We start from the raw sequence: 14,729 nt of genomic DNA, 5'->3' as shown, positions 1-14,729 counted from the left end.
ATTCTGATTCAACAGACAGAAAGTCAAAGTCAGGCATCTCTTGGCTTTGACTTTTTTTCTTGCCCGGGATAAAAGGAATTGAAAAAACATAATTCAAAATGATACAATCTAATTTATGTGAGAAATTCGGGAGAGTGAAGCGAGATGAGTAAGCGTGATTACTATGAAGTGCTTGGAGTAAGTAAGAGCGCTTCAAAGGATGAAATCAAAAAAGCCTATCGGAAGCTTTCAAAAAAATATCATCCTGATATCAATAAAGAATCCGGAGCAGATGCAAAATTCAAAGAGGTAAAAGAAGCATACGAAGCGCTCTCAGATGACCAAAAACGCGCTCAATATGATCAATTCGGCCATACTGACCCTAATCAGGGCTTCGGCGGCGGCTTCGGCGGCGGGGGAGACTTCGGCGGTTTCGGTTTCGATGACATCTTCTCAAGCATTTTCGGCGGCGGCACGAGACGCCGTGATCCGAATGCACCTCGGCAAGGCGCTGATCTGCAGTATACAATGACACTGTCATTTGAAGATGCGGCTTTCGGAAAAGAGACGATCATTGAAATTCCGCGCGAAGAGAATTGCGAAACATGTAAAGGCTCTGGCGCAAAGCCGGGAACAAAGCCGGAAACGTGCTCGCACTGCGGAGGTTCAGGCCAGCTGAATGTCGAACAGAACACGCCGTTTGGCAAAGTGGTTAACCGAAGAGTCTGCCACCACTGTGAAGGAACAGGAAAAATCATCAAAAACAAGTGTGCGGACTGCGGCGGCACGGGCAAAGTGAAAAAACGGAAAAAAATCAACGTTACGATCCCTGCCGGTGTGGATGACGGACAGCAGCTGCGCGTTCCGGGTCAAGGTGAACCGGGTGTAAACGGAGGTCCTCCGGGAGATCTGTTTGTCGTATTCCATGTGCGCGCCCACGAGTTCTTTGAGCGTGACGGAGATGATATTTACTGTGAAATGCCGTTAACGTTTGCCCAAGCGGCACTCGGAGACGAAGTGGAAGTGCCGACGCTTCACGGAAAAGTGAAATTGAAAATTCCTGCCGGCACACAAACCGGCACAAAATTCAGATTAAGAGGCAAAGGCGTGCAGAATGTCCGAGGCTACGGACAAGGCGACCAGCACATTGTCGTCCGCGTCGTCACACCGACAAATCTGACAGATAAACAAAAAGACATTATCCGCGAATTTGCTGAAGTCAGCGGTAACCTGCCGGATGAACAAGAAATGAGTTTCTTTGACAAAGTAAAACGCGCATTTAAAGGCGAGTAATGATTGGATAGGAGTTGGTAGTTTTGAAATGGTCCGAAATCAGCATTCACACAACACATGAAGCGGTCGAACCCATCTCAAATATTTTGCATGAAGCTGGTGCGAGCGGGGTTGTCATCGAAGATCCGCTTGATTTAATGAAAGAGCGTGAGAATGTTTACGGGGAAATCTACCAGCTCGACCCCAATGATTACCCCGATGAGGGTGTCATTGTCAAAGCATATCTGCCGATCAACAGTTTCCTAGGCGAAACGGTCGACGGCATTAAAGAGACAATTAATAATCTGCTGCTGTACGATATTGATTTGGGCAGAAACAAAATCACCATTTCTGAGGTTAATGAAGAAGAATGGGCGACAGCTTGGAAAAAGTATTACCATCCTGTGAAAATTTCTGAAAAGTTCACGATCGTTCCCACATGGGAAACATATACCCCGGTGCATACGGATGAACTGATTATCGAAATGGACCCGGGGATGGCATTCGGTACGGGAACGCATCCAACAACCGTTCTGTGCATTCAGGCGCTTGAGCGTATCGTTCAAAAAGGAGACCGTGTCATTGATGTCGGCACGGGTTCTGGAATTTTGAGCATCGCAGCCGCCATGCTTAAGGCTGAATCGGTTCATGCGTATGATCTTGACCCGGTCGCTGTTGAAAGCGCGCGTCTGAATGTGAAATTGAACAAAGTGAGCGATACGGCCGAAGTGAAGCAGAATAATCTGTTAGACGGCATCACTGGCGAACATGATGTCATTGTCGCAAATATTTTGGCTGAAGTGATTCTCCGCTTTACATCGCAGGCGTACGACCTGCTCAAAGACGGAGGCCATTTTATTACTTCAGGCATTATCGGCCAGAAAAAACAGGAAGTAAAAGAAGCGTTGGAAAAAGCCGGCTTTACCATCATAGAAATTCTGTCTATGGAAGATTGGGTCAGCATCATCGCGAAAAAATAACAGTTAGTAGGTGTCACAGCGTATGCAACGATATTTTATCGAGCTCACGAAGCAGGAGATGGATGAAACCCCCGATTTTCACATCACGGGGGAAGACGTCCACCATATTGCCAACGTCATGAGAATGAGTGCAGGAGGCCGGGTTATCTGCTGTTCGAAAGACGGCCATGAAGCGTTATGCCTGCTCAAAGAGGTTTCTAAAGATCATATATCATGCAGCGTCGCTGAATGGACGGGGGAAAACCGTGAACTGCCTTTAAAGATCAGGATCGCCAGCGGCCTTCCGAAAGGCGATAAGCTTGAGTGGATTATCCAAAAAGGGACCGAGCTCGGGGCAAGTATGTTCATCCCTTTTCAAGGCGCCCGATCCGTCGTTAAGCTTGACGACAAAAAGGCAAAGAAAAAGCGGGAGAGATGGGCGAAAATCGCGAAGGAAGCGGCGGAGCAATCGTACCGCAATGAAATTCCCGAAGTGAAAACCGTTCATACATTCCGGCAGCTGCTTGAGATGGCGGAGAATGTCGATAAATGTGTCGTTGCATACGAGGAGTCATCAAAGCAGGGAGAAACGGGCGCTTTCGCCGCGGAACTCAAAAGCCTTCCGCAAGGTTCGTCTCTTTTAATCGTATTCGGCCCTGAAGGCGGTCTGACTGAGTCTGAAGTTCAGCAGCTTTCAGAAAAAGGCGCCGTCTTATGCGGCCTCGGACCGAGAATTTTACGGACTGAAACTGCGCCGCTTTACGCGTTAAGCGCAGTTTCCTATCATACAGAGTTATTAAGAGGTGATCAGTAATGGCAACTGTTGCTTTTCATACCCTTGGCTGCAAGGTCAATCATTATGAAACAGAAGCAATCTGGCAGCTGTTTAAAGATGCGGGTTATGAACGAAAAGAATTCGAACAGACAGCAGATGTATATGTCATTAATACATGTACGGTAACAAACACGGGAGATAAAAAAAGCCGTCAAGTCATCAGACGGGCGATCCGCCAAAATCCTGACGGCGTAATCTGCGTAACAGGGTGCTATGCGCAAACATCTCCGGCAGAAATTATGGCCATCCCGGGTGTTGACATTGTCGTCGGCACGCAGGATCGTGAAAAAATGCTCGGCTATATTGAGCAGTACAGGGAAGAGCGCCAGCCGATCAACGGTGTCGGCAACATTATGAAAGCACGCGTGTTTGAAGAGCTGGATGTTCCCGCTTTTACTGACCGGACAAGAGCGTCATTGAAAATCCAAGAGGGCTGCAACAACTTCTGTACGTTCTGCATTATCCCTTGGGCGCGCGGCCTGCTTCGTTCACGGGATCCTGAAGAAGTCATTAAACAGGCGCAGCAGCTGGTGGATGCCGGTTATAAAGAAATCGTTCTGACGGGGATTCATACGGGCGGCTACGGCGAAGATATGAAAGATTATAATTTCGCCAAGCTTCTTCGTGAGTTGGATACACGTGTAGAGGGACTGAAACGGATCAGAATTTCATCTATTGAAGCAAGCCAAATCACTGATGAAGTGATTGAAGTGCTGGATGCGTCTGATAAAATCGTCCGCCACCTTCACATCCCGATTCAATCAGGATCAAACACCGTGCTGAAACGGATGAGACGAAAATATACGATGGAATTTTTCGCTGACCGTTTAAATAAGCTGAAAGAAGCGCTGCCGGGTCTTGCCGTCACATCTGATGTTATCGTCGGTTTCCCGGGTGAAACAGAAGAAGAATTTATGGAAACATACCGGTTCATTAAAGAACATAAGTTTTCTGAGCTTCATGTATTCCCTTACAGCAAACGCACCGGAACACCTGCGGCCAGAATGGAAGACCAGGTTGACGAGAATGTGAAAAATGAACGGGTGCACAAGCTGATTGCCTTGTCTGACCAGCTTGCCAAAGAATATGCCTCTGATTACGAAGGAGAGGTTCTGGAAATTATTCCGGAGGAGACGTTTAAAGAGTCTGATGAAGACGGCATGTTCGTCGGCTATACGGACAACTACATGAAAGTCGTCTTCAAAGGCACAGAAGATTTAATCGGCAAACTTGTCAAAGTCAAAATTCAAAAAGCGGGCTATCCGTACAATGAAGGACAATTCGTCCGCGTCGTTGAGGAAGAAATGACTCAGAATATGCGCATGTCTTCATAACAGATAAAAAAACCGATGCTCTCGCGCATCGGTTTTTTTACGGTTTCGCAGGGATCAGCCTGTCAATCAGCCGGTAAAACAAATGAGTGAACGGCAGAAACAATAAGGCGGTGACAACATTAAACAAAAGGCTGAAATGCGCGATCATTTGCGCGGGATCGTCAGACAGCCGCTCCGTAAAATCCGCTGTTGCGGACAGGAAGGGAAACACGAGAAGTACGCCGAGAATATTAAAGACAACGTGAGCGCCGGCGGTCTGTCTGGCGGCATAGCCGCCTGAAACAGCAGCCATGACGGCCGTGACGCATGTCCCGATATTAGACCCCAAAACGACGCTGACCGCCTGATCAATGCCGATCATCCCTTCGTTCATAAAGCTCATTAAAATGCCGATGCAGACGGAGCTTGAATGAATGATTGCAGTCAATATCATGCCGATAAAAAGAGCGGACCAGCTTGAATCATTTACATGGCGCAACACCTCCGCCCCCGCCTTCATTTCTGTCAGCGGAACGGCAAGACGGCTGAAGCATGTGATGCAAAAAAAGATGATGCCGAGACCGAGGAAGCTTATGCCGATCTGCCTGAATGGATATTTACGGATGAGAATCAACACAAGGCCGCCGATAAAAAGCACCCAAATGAGCACATCCATCTTTATGGCCAAAAATTCCGTCGTAAATGTGGAGCCGACATTCGTGCCGAGAATCATCGGAATGGTCCGTTTAAAAGGCAAAGCGCCTGCACTGACAAAGCCGATAACAATGACCATAAAGGCTGAGCTGCTCTGAAGAAAACCCGTGAATACGATGCTAATGAGAAAAGCTTTCAACGGGTGGTCGGTAAATAAGAGCAAGCTCTTCTCAATTTTTGAATACGTTAATGCGATCAGTCCCTGTCTGAGCAGGCTCATTCCGAGTAAAAAAAACAGGATAAGTGCGGTGAAAAGAATCAGTATCAGCAAACGAAACACCCCTTTCCGTCATTATATAGACAAGCCGCCTGTTTCATGCCGGAAAAGTGAATTCACTTAGTTGACCTGACTGATGGCTTATATTATAATGTCAAAGTACATGTTTATATGTGTATCTTTTTAAAGGTAGTCGATTGGTGTATTCGGAGGGAGGGAAAGAGAATGTCAAAAACGGTCGTTAGAAAAAACGAATCGCTTGAAGATGCTCTTCGTCGCTTCAAACGCAGTGTATCAAAGACAGGTACTTTGCAAGAAGCAAGAAAGCGCGAATTTTATGAAAAACCTAGCGTAAAGCGCAAGAAAAAGTCAGAAGCTGCTAGAAAACGCAAATTCTAAAAGAGGGTGGATTTATGAGTCTTCTTGAGCGACTTAACCAAGATATGAAGCTGTATATGAAAAGCCGTGAGAAAGACAAACTGACTGTCGTTCGAATGGTGAAAGCTTCACTTCAAAACGAAGCAATTAAGCTTAAGAAAGACAGTTTGACCGAGGATGAGGAACTTACTGTCCTATCTCGTGAACTTAAGCAACGTAAAGACTCCCTCCATGAATTTTCAAACGCTAATCGTTTAGATTTAGTAGATAAAGTTCAAAAAGAGCTGGACATTTTAGAAGTTTATTTACCGAAGCAGCTTTCTGAAGAAGAGCTGCAGACAATCGTAAATGAAACCATCGCTGAAGTCGGTGCGAGCTCCAAAGCGGACATGGGCAAAGTGATGAGTGCTATTATGCCTAAAGTAAAAGGTAAAGCTGACGGCAGTGTGATTAACAGACTTGTCAGCAGTCAATTATCCTAATTGACAAGAAAAAGACATCTTTCCTGGAGAGATGTCTTTTTTTATACATAAAAAAATGAAACTAAAGTACATTTGTTACGTATATAAAGAAGAATGAAGCAGGAAGGAGGGTATATTTGCCTTGTTCCGAAAAAAAACCGGAATTGCTGTTGCTCTATTGGGCTTATTTGTATTATCTTTATTAGGGGTTCAGTTGAACGCAAAAGCTGATCATCCATCGGTTTATGTCATCCCGGTTGAGAAAAATGTCGAACAGGGGCTCGCCTCGTTTTTATCGCGTTCTTTCAAAGAAGCGAAGGAATCCGGTGCGTCACACATTATTCTTGACATCAATACACCGGGAGGCGCTGTTCAATCAGCCTTGGATATTGCAGATATCATCGGCGGCTCGGATGTGCCTGTTACCGCTTACGTGAATAAACGGGCGCTTTCTGCCGGGGCTTATATAGCGCTTCAGGCAGATGAAATCTATATGGCGCCGGGCGGAAAAATGGGTGCCGCAGCCATCATCGACGGGAAAGGAAATGCGGCAGATCAAAAAGCCCAATCGCTGTGGCATGCAGAAATGGAGGACGCAGCGGCTAAAAACAACCGAAACCCGAAATACGCCCTGGCCATGGCAGACCCCGCCATCAATGCAAAAGAAGCGGGCGCCCCAAAGGGAAAACTGCTGACACTGACAGCTGAAAAAGCCAAGGAAGTCGGATATTCGGAGGGCACGGTTTCAAACCTTGATGCTTTATACACAAAGCTCGGTTTTGATAAATCGGATGTTCATCATGCAAAAGAGGGTTTTGTCGGCAAATTGGGAAGATGGCTGACAAATCCGTTTATTGTCCCCGTCTTATTAACGCTTGCTTTGCTTGGTTTGACCATTGAATTGTTCTCGCCGGGCCTCGGAATACCGGGTGCCGTCGGACTGACAGCCTTGCTGCTGTTTTTCGCAGGCCATATCGCAGCCGGATTTGCCGGCTATGACAGTATATTCTTATTTTGCGCGGGCTTGGTGTTTATCCTTTTAGAGATTTTTCTGCCCGGGGGTATAATCGGCCTTATCGGTGTTGCAGGCGTCATCGCAAGCCTCTTTCTCGCTGCGGGCAGCTTTACTGTAATGGCGGTTTCTCTCTTGATCGCCTTTGCTGTGTCTATTACAGCCTTTATCATATTAACAAGGGTGTTGGGGAAACGAATGAAATTCTTTAAGAAATTGATATTAACTGATTCAACAAGCACGGAGAGCGGTTATGTCTCAAATCAGAACCGGACGGAGCTATTGGGGAAAGTCGGCGTTACCGCTACAGCCCTCAGACCGTCAGGCACCGTGATTATTGATGATGAACGTCTGGATGTTGTTTCGGAAGGGTCATTCACTGAAAAAGACAGACAGGTGAAAGTAGTAAAAGCGGAAGGCTCACGCATTGTCGTGAGAGAAATATAGATGATAACCTTGAGGAGGAATTAGATGGAACTGTCAAGTTTGGCGATTTTAGCATTAGTTGCAGCTGCCATTATTGTGTTAGCCATATTCTTCACCTTTGTACCGGTGATGCTGTGGATTTCGGCGCTTGCAGCAGGAGTCAGAATCAGTATTTTCACTTTGGTCGGGATGAGGCTGCGCCGCGTTATACCAAGCCGCGTTGTCAATCCGTTAATCAAAGCGCATAAAGCCGGCCTTGCCGCTACAACAAATCAGCTCGAAAGCCACTATCTGGCCGGAGGTAATGTCGACAGGGTGGTTAATGCCCTGATTGCGGCACAGCGCGCCAATATTGAGCTGTCATTCGAGCGATGCGCAGCCATTGACCTGGCCGGGCGCGACGTATTGGAAGCCGTACAGATGAGCGTAAATCCGAAGGTTATTGAAACACCGTTTATCGCGGGTGTCGCCATGGACGGAATTGAAGTAAAAGCAAAAGCCAGAATCACGGTAAGAGCCAATATCGACCGTCTTGTCGGGGGAGCGGGAGAAGAGACGATTGTCGCCCGTGTCGGAGAAGGGATTGTCTCGACAATCGGTTCCTCGAATAATCATAAAAAAGTACTTGAAAACCCCGATATGATTTCACAGACCGTCCTTGGCAAAGGGCTGGATTCAGGCACCGCATTTGAAATTCTCTCGATTGACATCGCCGACGTTGATATCGGCAAAAACATCGGAGCGATTCTTCAGACAGATCAGGCAGAAGCAGACAAAAACATTGCGCAGGCCAAAGCGGAAGAGCGCCGCGCCATGGCCGTCGCCCAAGAGCAGGAAATGCGCGCACGCGTAGAAGAAATGCGTGCGAAAGTCGTGGAAGCCGAAGCGGAAGTTCCGCTTGCGATGGCTGAAGCATTGCGTGAAGGTAACATCGGTGTCATGGATTATATGAACATAAAAAATATCGACGCTGACACGGACATGAGGGATTCTATCGGCAAGCTGACAAATGACCAGCAAGATGAAGACCAACAATAACCTCTCTATTAAGGAGGGAGCCGCTATATGCACGAGATTCTGACAAATCCGCTCGTCATTGCCGCCGTCATCGGCATTATATCGGCAATATTCGGCAAGAAAAACAAAGATGAAAAACGTCCGCCGGGCACACGTCCCGAGAATCGGGCAAAAAAGCAGGAGCACAAACAGCCGCATAAAGAGCACAAGCCGGAAGCGGAAGAAATGCCTGCCGTTTCAGAAGAGAACCCTTTTGAGAAAAAAAGAAGGGAAGCTGAAAAGCGTCTTGCGGAGACAGAGCAGATGTTCAATGGGCTTGAACATCAGCTGACATCTGCACGCGCACGAAATGCGACTCTGAAGAAACCAGCCCTCAAAATAAAGAAAGAAACTGCGGTGCAAGGCATCATATTCAGTGAGATTTTAGGCTCGCCCCGTGCGAAAAAACCTCACCGGACCATGCAGAGCATCCGTAAAAAATAAAGTGTTAGAACCCCTTTTCTAATCATACATATGAGATGAAAGGGGGTTCTTTTTTTATGGGGCAAAGAAAGAATCGTGTAAAGGCGTGGCTGACAAGAGCATTGGAAATTCCCCCGGACGTTATGATGGATCTGCCTCGTATTACGATGGTCGGCAGACTTCATATCTACATAGAGAATCACAGAGGCCTCTTGCTGTTCAGCGAAGAAGAAGTCAGGCTGATGCTCAAGCAGGGGCAATGTATCATATCAGGAAAAAACTTGGTCATTAAGGCAATCCTTCCTGAGGAAATTCTTTTGGAAGGCACGATAGATCACGTACGATATGTCGATTCATAAAGCCGGGGGGAAATAATGTGAAAAACAAATGGCTGTCATTTTTTTCGGGTAAAGTCCAAATGGAAGTCAAAGGAAAAGGGATTGAACGGCTGCTTAATGAATGTACCAGAAACGGAATCGCCATCTTTGCGGTGAAAAAAAAGCAAGACTGTGTTCTGCTGATGATTCAGCTTCAGGATGTACATGCTTTCAGAAGAATCATCAGAAATCATGAATGCAAAGCAAGCTTTACAAAAAGAAAGGGCCTGCCCTTTCTGCTTCTCAAATCTAAATTAAACATAGGCTTTACCGCGGGATTTGTGATTTTTTTCATTATATTGTTCCTTTTGTCCAACATGATTTGGGAAATTGATATTAAAGGGGCCAAGCCCGAAACCGAGCATCAGATGGTGAAACACCTTGAAGAAATCGGTGTGAAAAAAGGCCGTTTGCAATTTTTAATGATGACGCCGGAGAAAATTCAAAAATCATTAACAAACGGTATCGATAATATTACGTGGGTCGGTGTGGAATTGAACGGGACAGCCCTTCATATGAAAGTGGTCGAAAAAAATGAACCGACAAAAGAAAAATACTTGAGCCCCCGCCATATCGTTGCCAAAAAGAAAGCGGTCATCAAAAGAATGTTCGTGCAAAAGGGTCAGCCGATGGCTTTTGTGAACGATCATGTTGACAAAGGCCAGCTCCTTGTCTCAGGTCTGATCGGTAATGAAGAGCAGCAGAAGAAAGTCGCCTCCAAAGCGGAAATTTACGGAGAAACATGGTACAAGTCTGAAGTAACCGTGCCTCTTGAAACATCATTTACGCTATATACGGGTAAAGTAAGGACGAAGCACAAGCTGTCTTTCGGATCATGGGGCGTGCCTTTTTGGGGCTTCGGGTTTAATGAAGAGCCGCTGAAACATCCGAAAACCGAGGAAGAAAAGCACCCGTTTCAATTTCTGGGGTTAAGGCTTCCTGTTTCTTACGTTCAAGAACATATAAGAGAAAGCGAAACATCCGTGCGGACTTATACAAAAGACGAAGCGGTTCAGGCCGGCATCAAAATGGGCAGACAAGACGTAGAAAAGCGATTAAGCGGCAGCGGAGAGGTGGAAAGTGAAAAAGTTTTGCACCAATCCGTTGAGAATGGTAAAGTAAAGTTGATTATTCTCTACCAAGTTATAGAAGATATCGTTCAAACCACACCTATTGTTCAGGGAGACTAAAGAATGGCAGAACATTTACTTGCGATTAATCACAAACTGAAAAGCCCGGACGAAGCACTTTCTTTGTTCGGCAGCCAAGACGCCTTTTTACATTTGCTGGAGAAGGATCTGGGCGTAAGTATCATCACACGCGGTGAAACCATTTACGTTTCCGGCAATGATGAGTCTTTTGAGATTGCTGACAGATTATTGGGCTCGCTCCTTACTTTAATTCGCAAGGGGATCGAGATTTCGGAACGTGATGTGCTGTATGCCGTGAAAATGGCAAAGAAAGATGAACTGGACTATTTTGAAAGCATGTATGAAGAAGAAATAACGAAAACGGCAAAAGGCAAACCGATCCGTGTCAAAACCATCGGCCAGAGAGAATATGTCGCGGCGATGAAGAAAAACGACATGGTGTTCGGCATCGGGCCGGCGGGAACCGGCAAGACATATTTGGCGGTCGTAAAAGCGGTGCATGCTTTAAAAAACGGCCACATTAAAAAAATCATTTTAACAAGACCCGCTGTGGAAGCCGGCGAGAGCCTCGGTTTTCTGCCCGGAGATTTAAAGGAAAAAGTAGATCCTTACCTGCGCCCGCTGTATGACGCGCTCCATGATGTGCTCGGAAGCGACCATACGGAACGTCTTATGGAAAGAGGGGTTATCGAAATCGCCCCGCTCGCCTATATGAGAGGGCGGACGCTTGACGACGCGTATGTGATTCTTGATGAGGCCCAGAATACCACTCCCGCTCAAATGAAAATGTTTTTGACGAGATTGGGTTTTGGCTCTAAAATGATCATTACGGGCGACGTAAGCCAAATTGACCTGCCGAAAGGCGTCACATCGGGACTTGCAGTAGCGAGGGATATGCTGAAGGATATAAACGGCATTTCCGTGATTGAACTTGACCAGACAGATGTGGTCAGACATCCGCTTGTTGCAAAAATTATTGAAGCTTATGATAAGCAAAAGTAATGCAAAAATGACCCGATCTCCCGTTATCGGGTCATTTTTATATGATGTGTTCCTGATGTTTCAGGGAGGAGGTTCTTGTTTTGAAAAAGAAGGGAAAGGGTAAAAGCGCCCGGGAACGGTTCCGCAGTTTCAGACATGCCCGCTCAGCCCATGTGCTGCTGTATCTGCTGCTTTCAGCGATCATGTTTGGTTTGCTCTTTATTCATGTAAAACCTGAATCACTTAATTTGGATTTGTTTTCAGTCAGTGATAAGACGATTTACGCGCCCGCCACAGTGGAAGATCAACAGGCGACGGAAGCGAAAAAACAGGCGGCCGAAGATGCGGTGGAAGATCAATACACTCTGAAAAAAGGCTATACCGACAACCGGCTTGATCTGATCACTTCCATTTTTGACAGCATCGGTGAAGTGAAACAAGATGCGGATAAAGACAAAAAGTCACCTTCGGAAAAATCGCTGGTGAAAGCGGTGAAAAACAAGCTGACACAGGATGTCAATGAATCCATCTCGGAAGATGCTATTACATCGCTTCTCCATGCGAACAATGAAGATTTCTCATTTGTAAGAGATTCCGTCATTACTGCGGTGAACACGGTGATGAGCAGTGAGATACCGTCCGAAAAATTAGCGGAAGCGAAGGAAAAAGTCGCAAAAGAGCTGAAAAGCGCTTCCGTGCCGTCAAAGTATTTGTCAGCGGCAACTGAAATCGGAAAATATGCGGTCATCCCGAATTATGTATTTGATCCGAAAGCGACTGATGCGAAGCGCCAGGAGGCGTCAGACAGTGTCCAGCCGGTTCAGATCAAACAAGGACAGGTTCTTGTTGAAGAGAATGACTTGATCGACCGGGAAGTATACAGAAAGCTCGAATTAACGGGGCTTTTGAATAACTCCAACCTGTTAAAACCAATCAGCGGTCTCCTTCTGATGATCGGTCTGTTCATTGCTACGCTTGTCTACTATTTTGAGAAACAGCAGCAGGAACTTAAGCTGAAAAATAAATCACTTTTGTTATTTTCCATTATTACAACGCTGATTCTTGTCATAATGGAAGTCGTCAGCCTGTTTCAAAAAATCGAATACACGAATATTGGTTATTTAGTTCCGATCGCTGCCGGCGCCATATTATTCAGGCTGCTGCTTAATGAAAGGCTCGCTATTTTAGGAAGCATCATTTTGGCGATTTGCGGCAGTATGATGTTTAATCAAGGCGTGACGGGAACGTTTAATTATGTGATCGGTATTTACTATTTAATCAGCAGCATTTCAGGCATTCTGTTTTTGGGAAAACATAACGCGAGATCAAAAATATTGCAGGCGGGACTGTTTGTATCATTTATTAATATGATTATCGTGCTGTCGCTTTTATTAATACAAAATACGGCGCTGTCACCTGTTGAAATCGGAACGCTGATGCTGATGGGGGTCGTCTCGGGGCTTGCTTCATCCGTATTGATTATCGGCCTGATGCCGTTTTTTGAGACGGGATTCGGGATTCTTTCAACGATGAGGCTGATTGAACTGTCTAATCCGAACCATCCTCTGCTTCGGAAGATTTTAACGGAAACACCAGGTACATATCATCACAGCGTCATGGTGGCAAATCTGTCGGAGGCGGCCTGTGAAGCTGTAGGGGCGAACGGTCTTTTAGCACGGGTCGGAGCGTATTATCACGATCTCGGCAAAACGAAACGCCCGCAATATTTTATTGAAAATCAGATGAATATGGATAATCCGCATGATAAGCTGTCTCCTCAGCTCAGCAAAAATATCATTATCGCACATACGACAGACGGCGCGAATATGCTCAGAAGCTACAAGTTTCCGAAAGAGCTTGTGGATATCGCGGAGCAGCATCACGGAACGTCCCTTTTAAAATTCTTTTATTATAAAGCGAAAGAAAAAGGCGACCAGATAACAGAGAAAGAGTTCCGCTACCCGGGACCGAAGCCGCAATCAAAAGAAGCGGCCATTATCTCAGTGGCCGACAGCGTCGAAGCCGCCGTCCGTTCCATGCATAATCCCAATCCCGAACGTATTGAAAAACTGGTGCGGGGGATTATATCCGACAAGCTTCAGGACGGGCAGTTCTCAGAATGTGATCTCACGTTCCGAGAGCTGGATACGATCGCAAAAACACTATGTGCGACTTTAAAAGGAATTTTCCACTCCCGGATTGAATATCCGGAGGCTACGAAGAAGGTGAAATAAATGGGTTTACTCATAGATATTGTTGATGAAACAAACAGTGTTTCAGCCGATGCGCTCCAGGAAGTGGAGAAGCTTCTCCAATTTGCGGCGGAAAAAGAAGGCGTTCAGGATCAGGCTGAAGTATCGGTTACGATTGTGACAAATGATGAGATCAGAGAAATCAACAGAGACTACCGGGGAAAAGACACTCCGACTGACGTGATTTCGTTTGCGCTGGAGGAAGAAGGCGAAGACGAGGTTGAAATCGTGGGCGCCGACATGCCGCCTGTTTTAGGAGATATTATCATCAGCGCAGACAGAACGAAAGAGCAGGCCGAAGAGTACGGCCATTCGTTTATGAGAGAGCTCGGTTTTCTGGCCGTCCACGGCTTTTTGCATTTGCTTGGCTATGATCACATGACAAAAGAAGAAGAGGAAGAAATGTTTTCAAAGCAAAAGGATTTGCTGGATGAGTATGGACTCACGAGATCATAAAAACGAGTGGAGCAGGTTCCTGAAAAGCTTTGTCCATGCATGGAGGGGAATCTGGAAAACGGCGCGGTCAGAGCGGAATTTTCAATTTCATATCATCGCGGCCTGCGCCGTTATTCTTTGCGGTTTTCTCACCGGGCTCAGCACGGCCGAATGGGCCGTTGTTTTAATGCTGATCGGCGGAATGCTTGCTCTGGAGCTTATAAATACCGCGATAGAGCATGTTGTTGATTTAGTTACCGATCAGTATCATCCGCTCGCAAAAGCGGCAAAAGACGCGGCCGCCGGAGCCGTTTGCGTCTTTGCCGTGATTTCGTGTATCATTGGTTTACTCATCTTCTTGCCGAAAATATGTTAGCAGAAGATTCTTACAATTATTTTACATTGCCAAAAATGGGCGTGAAAAACCAATCATAATTATGTAAAATAAAAGTGACAGCGGTATCATACAGGATAAAGGTAAGAGAGGA

Annotated in this window: 15 protein-coding genes and 1 pseudogene; 15 read left to right on the top strand and 1 reads right to left on the bottom strand. The window is 46.2% G+C overall.

What is annotated here, in order from left to right; translation table 11 throughout:
- Positions 1–144 precede the first annotated feature (144 nt).
- The 4 genes from dnaJ to mtaB are packed head-to-tail and all read left to right on the top strand — an operon-like array spanning position 145 to position 4,379.
- Complete coding sequence (gene dnaJ, locus QRX25_RS12340; RefSeq protein ID WP_212098507.1) at positions 145–1,272, top strand: molecular chaperone DnaJ; 1,128 nt, start codon at positions 145–147, stop codon at positions 1,270–1,272.
- A gap of 23 nt (positions 1,273–1,295) precedes the next feature.
- On the top strand, positions 1,296–2,231 hold the full coding sequence (prmA, locus tag QRX25_RS12335; RefSeq protein WP_065522739.1) for a 50S ribosomal protein L11 methyltransferase: 936 nt from the start codon (positions 1,296–1,298) through the stop codon (positions 2,229–2,231).
- 22 nt (positions 2,232–2,253) lie between these two features.
- Positions 2,254–3,024, top strand: coding sequence for a 16S rRNA (uracil(1498)-N(3))-methyltransferase (locus tag QRX25_RS12330; protein WP_212098504.1), 771 nt, complete (start codon positions 2,254–2,256; stop codon positions 3,022–3,024).
- Positions 3,024–4,379: a tRNA (N(6)-L-threonylcarbamoyladenosine(37)-C(2))-methylthiotransferase MtaB gene (gene mtaB, locus QRX25_RS12325; protein WP_013352930.1), complete on the top strand. Its 1,356-nt coding sequence runs from the start codon at positions 3,024–3,026 to the stop codon at positions 4,377–4,379. Before QRX25_RS12330 ends, mtaB begins: the two co-directional genes overlap by 1 nt.
- Before the next feature lie 37 nt (positions 4,380–4,416).
- Here the strand turns inward: mtaB and QRX25_RS12320 are convergent, their stop codons facing one another.
- Positions 4,417–5,343 (bottom strand): Na/Pi symporter, encoded by a 927-nt coding sequence (locus QRX25_RS12320; RefSeq protein ID WP_212098501.1) that lies wholly within the window; start codon positions 5,341–5,343, stop codon positions 4,417–4,419.
- Positions 5,344–5,514: 171 nt separating this feature from the next.
- Here QRX25_RS12320 and rpsU point away from each other — a divergent pair, with 171 nt between their 5' ends.
- The 11 genes and pseudogenes from rpsU to QRX25_RS12265 all read left to right on the top strand — a co-directional run bounded on the left by rpsU (position 5,515) and on the right by QRX25_RS12265 (position 14,617).
- Entirely contained in the window at positions 5,515–5,688 is a 174-nt protein-coding gene (gene rpsU, locus QRX25_RS12315; protein WP_003152957.1) for a 30S ribosomal protein S21, read from the top strand.
- Between the two features lie 14 nt (positions 5,689–5,702).
- Complete coding sequence (locus QRX25_RS12310; RefSeq protein WP_007408278.1) at positions 5,703–6,149, top strand: GatB/YqeY domain-containing protein; 447 nt, start codon at positions 5,703–5,705, stop codon at positions 6,147–6,149.
- Positions 6,150–6,270: 121 nt separating this feature from the next.
- Positions 6,271–7,587, top strand: a complete 1,317-nt coding sequence (locus QRX25_RS12305) for an NfeD family protein (protein ID WP_212098498.1) — start codon at positions 6,271–6,273, stop codon at positions 7,585–7,587.
- Between the two features lie 24 nt (positions 7,588–7,611).
- Positions 7,612–8,604, top strand: a complete 993-nt coding sequence (gene floA / locus QRX25_RS12300; RefSeq protein WP_065981911.1) for a flotillin-like protein FloA — start codon at positions 7,612–7,614, stop codon at positions 8,602–8,604.
- A 27-nt stretch (positions 8,605–8,631) separates the two neighbouring features.
- Positions 8,632–9,066 carry a YqfB family membrane protein gene (locus QRX25_RS12295; protein ID WP_212098496.1) on the top strand — a complete coding sequence of 145 codons (435 nt, stop codon included), beginning with the start codon at positions 8,632–8,634 and terminating at the stop codon, positions 9,064–9,066.
- 56 nt (positions 9,067–9,122) lie between these two features.
- Positions 9,123–9,404: a sporulation protein YqfC gene (gene yqfC, locus QRX25_RS12290; RefSeq protein WP_003152966.1), complete on the top strand. Its 282-nt coding sequence runs from the start codon at positions 9,123–9,125 to the stop codon at positions 9,402–9,404.
- A gap of 17 nt (positions 9,405–9,421) precedes the next feature.
- A pseudogene (yqfD, locus tag QRX25_RS12285) lies at positions 9,422–10,652 on the top strand (sporulation protein YqfD).
- Positions 10,616–11,575, top strand: a complete 960-nt coding sequence (locus QRX25_RS12280) for a PhoH family protein (RefSeq protein WP_065981908.1) — start codon at positions 10,616–10,618, stop codon at positions 11,573–11,575. Before yqfD ends, QRX25_RS12280 begins: the two are co-directional and overlap by 37 nt.
- Positions 11,576–11,655: 80 nt before the next feature.
- Positions 11,656–13,788, top strand: coding sequence for an HD family phosphohydrolase (locus tag QRX25_RS12275; RefSeq protein ID WP_088613137.1), 2,133 nt, complete (start codon positions 11,656–11,658; stop codon positions 13,786–13,788).
- Positions 13,789–14,262, top strand: a complete 474-nt coding sequence (gene ybeY / locus QRX25_RS12270) for an rRNA maturation RNase YbeY (protein ID WP_013352922.1) — start codon at positions 13,789–13,791, stop codon at positions 14,260–14,262. It abuts the gene before it with no gap.
- Entirely contained in the window at positions 14,243–14,617 is a 375-nt protein-coding gene (locus QRX25_RS12265) for a diacylglycerol kinase family protein (RefSeq protein ID WP_065981906.1), read from the top strand. The genes ybeY and QRX25_RS12265 overlap by 20 nt, the downstream gene beginning before the upstream one ends.
- The last annotated feature ends 112 nt before the right edge of the window (positions 14,618–14,729 follow it).

It is taken from the genome of Bacillus sp. L381 (assembly GCF_030284525.1).
GTDB classification, from domain to species: Bacteria; Bacillota; Bacilli; order Bacillales; family Bacillaceae; genus Bacillus; species Bacillus amyloliquefaciens.
The sequence above is the reverse complement of the archived record's forward strand: the minus strand, read 5'-3'. Positions and strand labels throughout refer to the sequence as shown.

Excerpts from the sequence above, each read along its gene's own strand:
- rpsU (WP_003152957.1), top strand. The coding sequence starts at position 5,515 with ATGTCAAAAACGGTCGTTAGAAAAAACGAATCGCTTGAAGATGCTCTT.
- mtaB (WP_013352930.1), top strand. The coding sequence starts at position 3,024 with ATGGCAACTGTTGCTTTTCATACCCTTGGCTGCAAGGTCAATCATTAT.
- ybeY (WP_013352922.1), top strand. The coding sequence starts at position 13,789 with ATGGGTTTACTCATAGATATTGTTGATGAAACAAACAGTGTTTCAGCC.
- dnaJ (WP_212098507.1), top strand. The coding sequence starts at position 145 with ATGAGTAAGCGTGATTACTATGAAGTGCTTGGAGTAAGTAAGAGCGCT.
- QRX25_RS12295 (WP_212098496.1), top strand. The coding sequence starts at position 8,632 with ATGCACGAGATTCTGACAAATCCGCTCGTCATTGCCGCCGTCATCGGC.
- QRX25_RS12310 (WP_007408278.1), top strand. The coding sequence starts at position 5,703 with ATGAGTCTTCTTGAGCGACTTAACCAAGATATGAAGCTGTATATGAAA.
- yqfC (WP_003152966.1), top strand. The coding sequence starts at position 9,123 with ATGGGGCAAAGAAAGAATCGTGTAAAGGCGTGGCTGACAAGAGCATTG.
- QRX25_RS12330 (WP_212098504.1), top strand. The coding sequence starts at position 2,254 with ATGCAACGATATTTTATCGAGCTCACGAAGCAGGAGATGGATGAAACC.
- QRX25_RS12265 (WP_065981906.1), top strand. The coding sequence starts at position 14,243 with ATGGACTCACGAGATCATAAAAACGAGTGGAGCAGGTTCCTGAAAAGC.
- QRX25_RS12280 (WP_065981908.1), top strand. The coding sequence starts at position 10,616 with ATGGCAGAACATTTACTTGCGATTAATCACAAACTGAAAAGCCCGGAC.
- floA (WP_065981911.1), top strand. The coding sequence starts at position 7,612 with ATGGAACTGTCAAGTTTGGCGATTTTAGCATTAGTTGCAGCTGCCATT.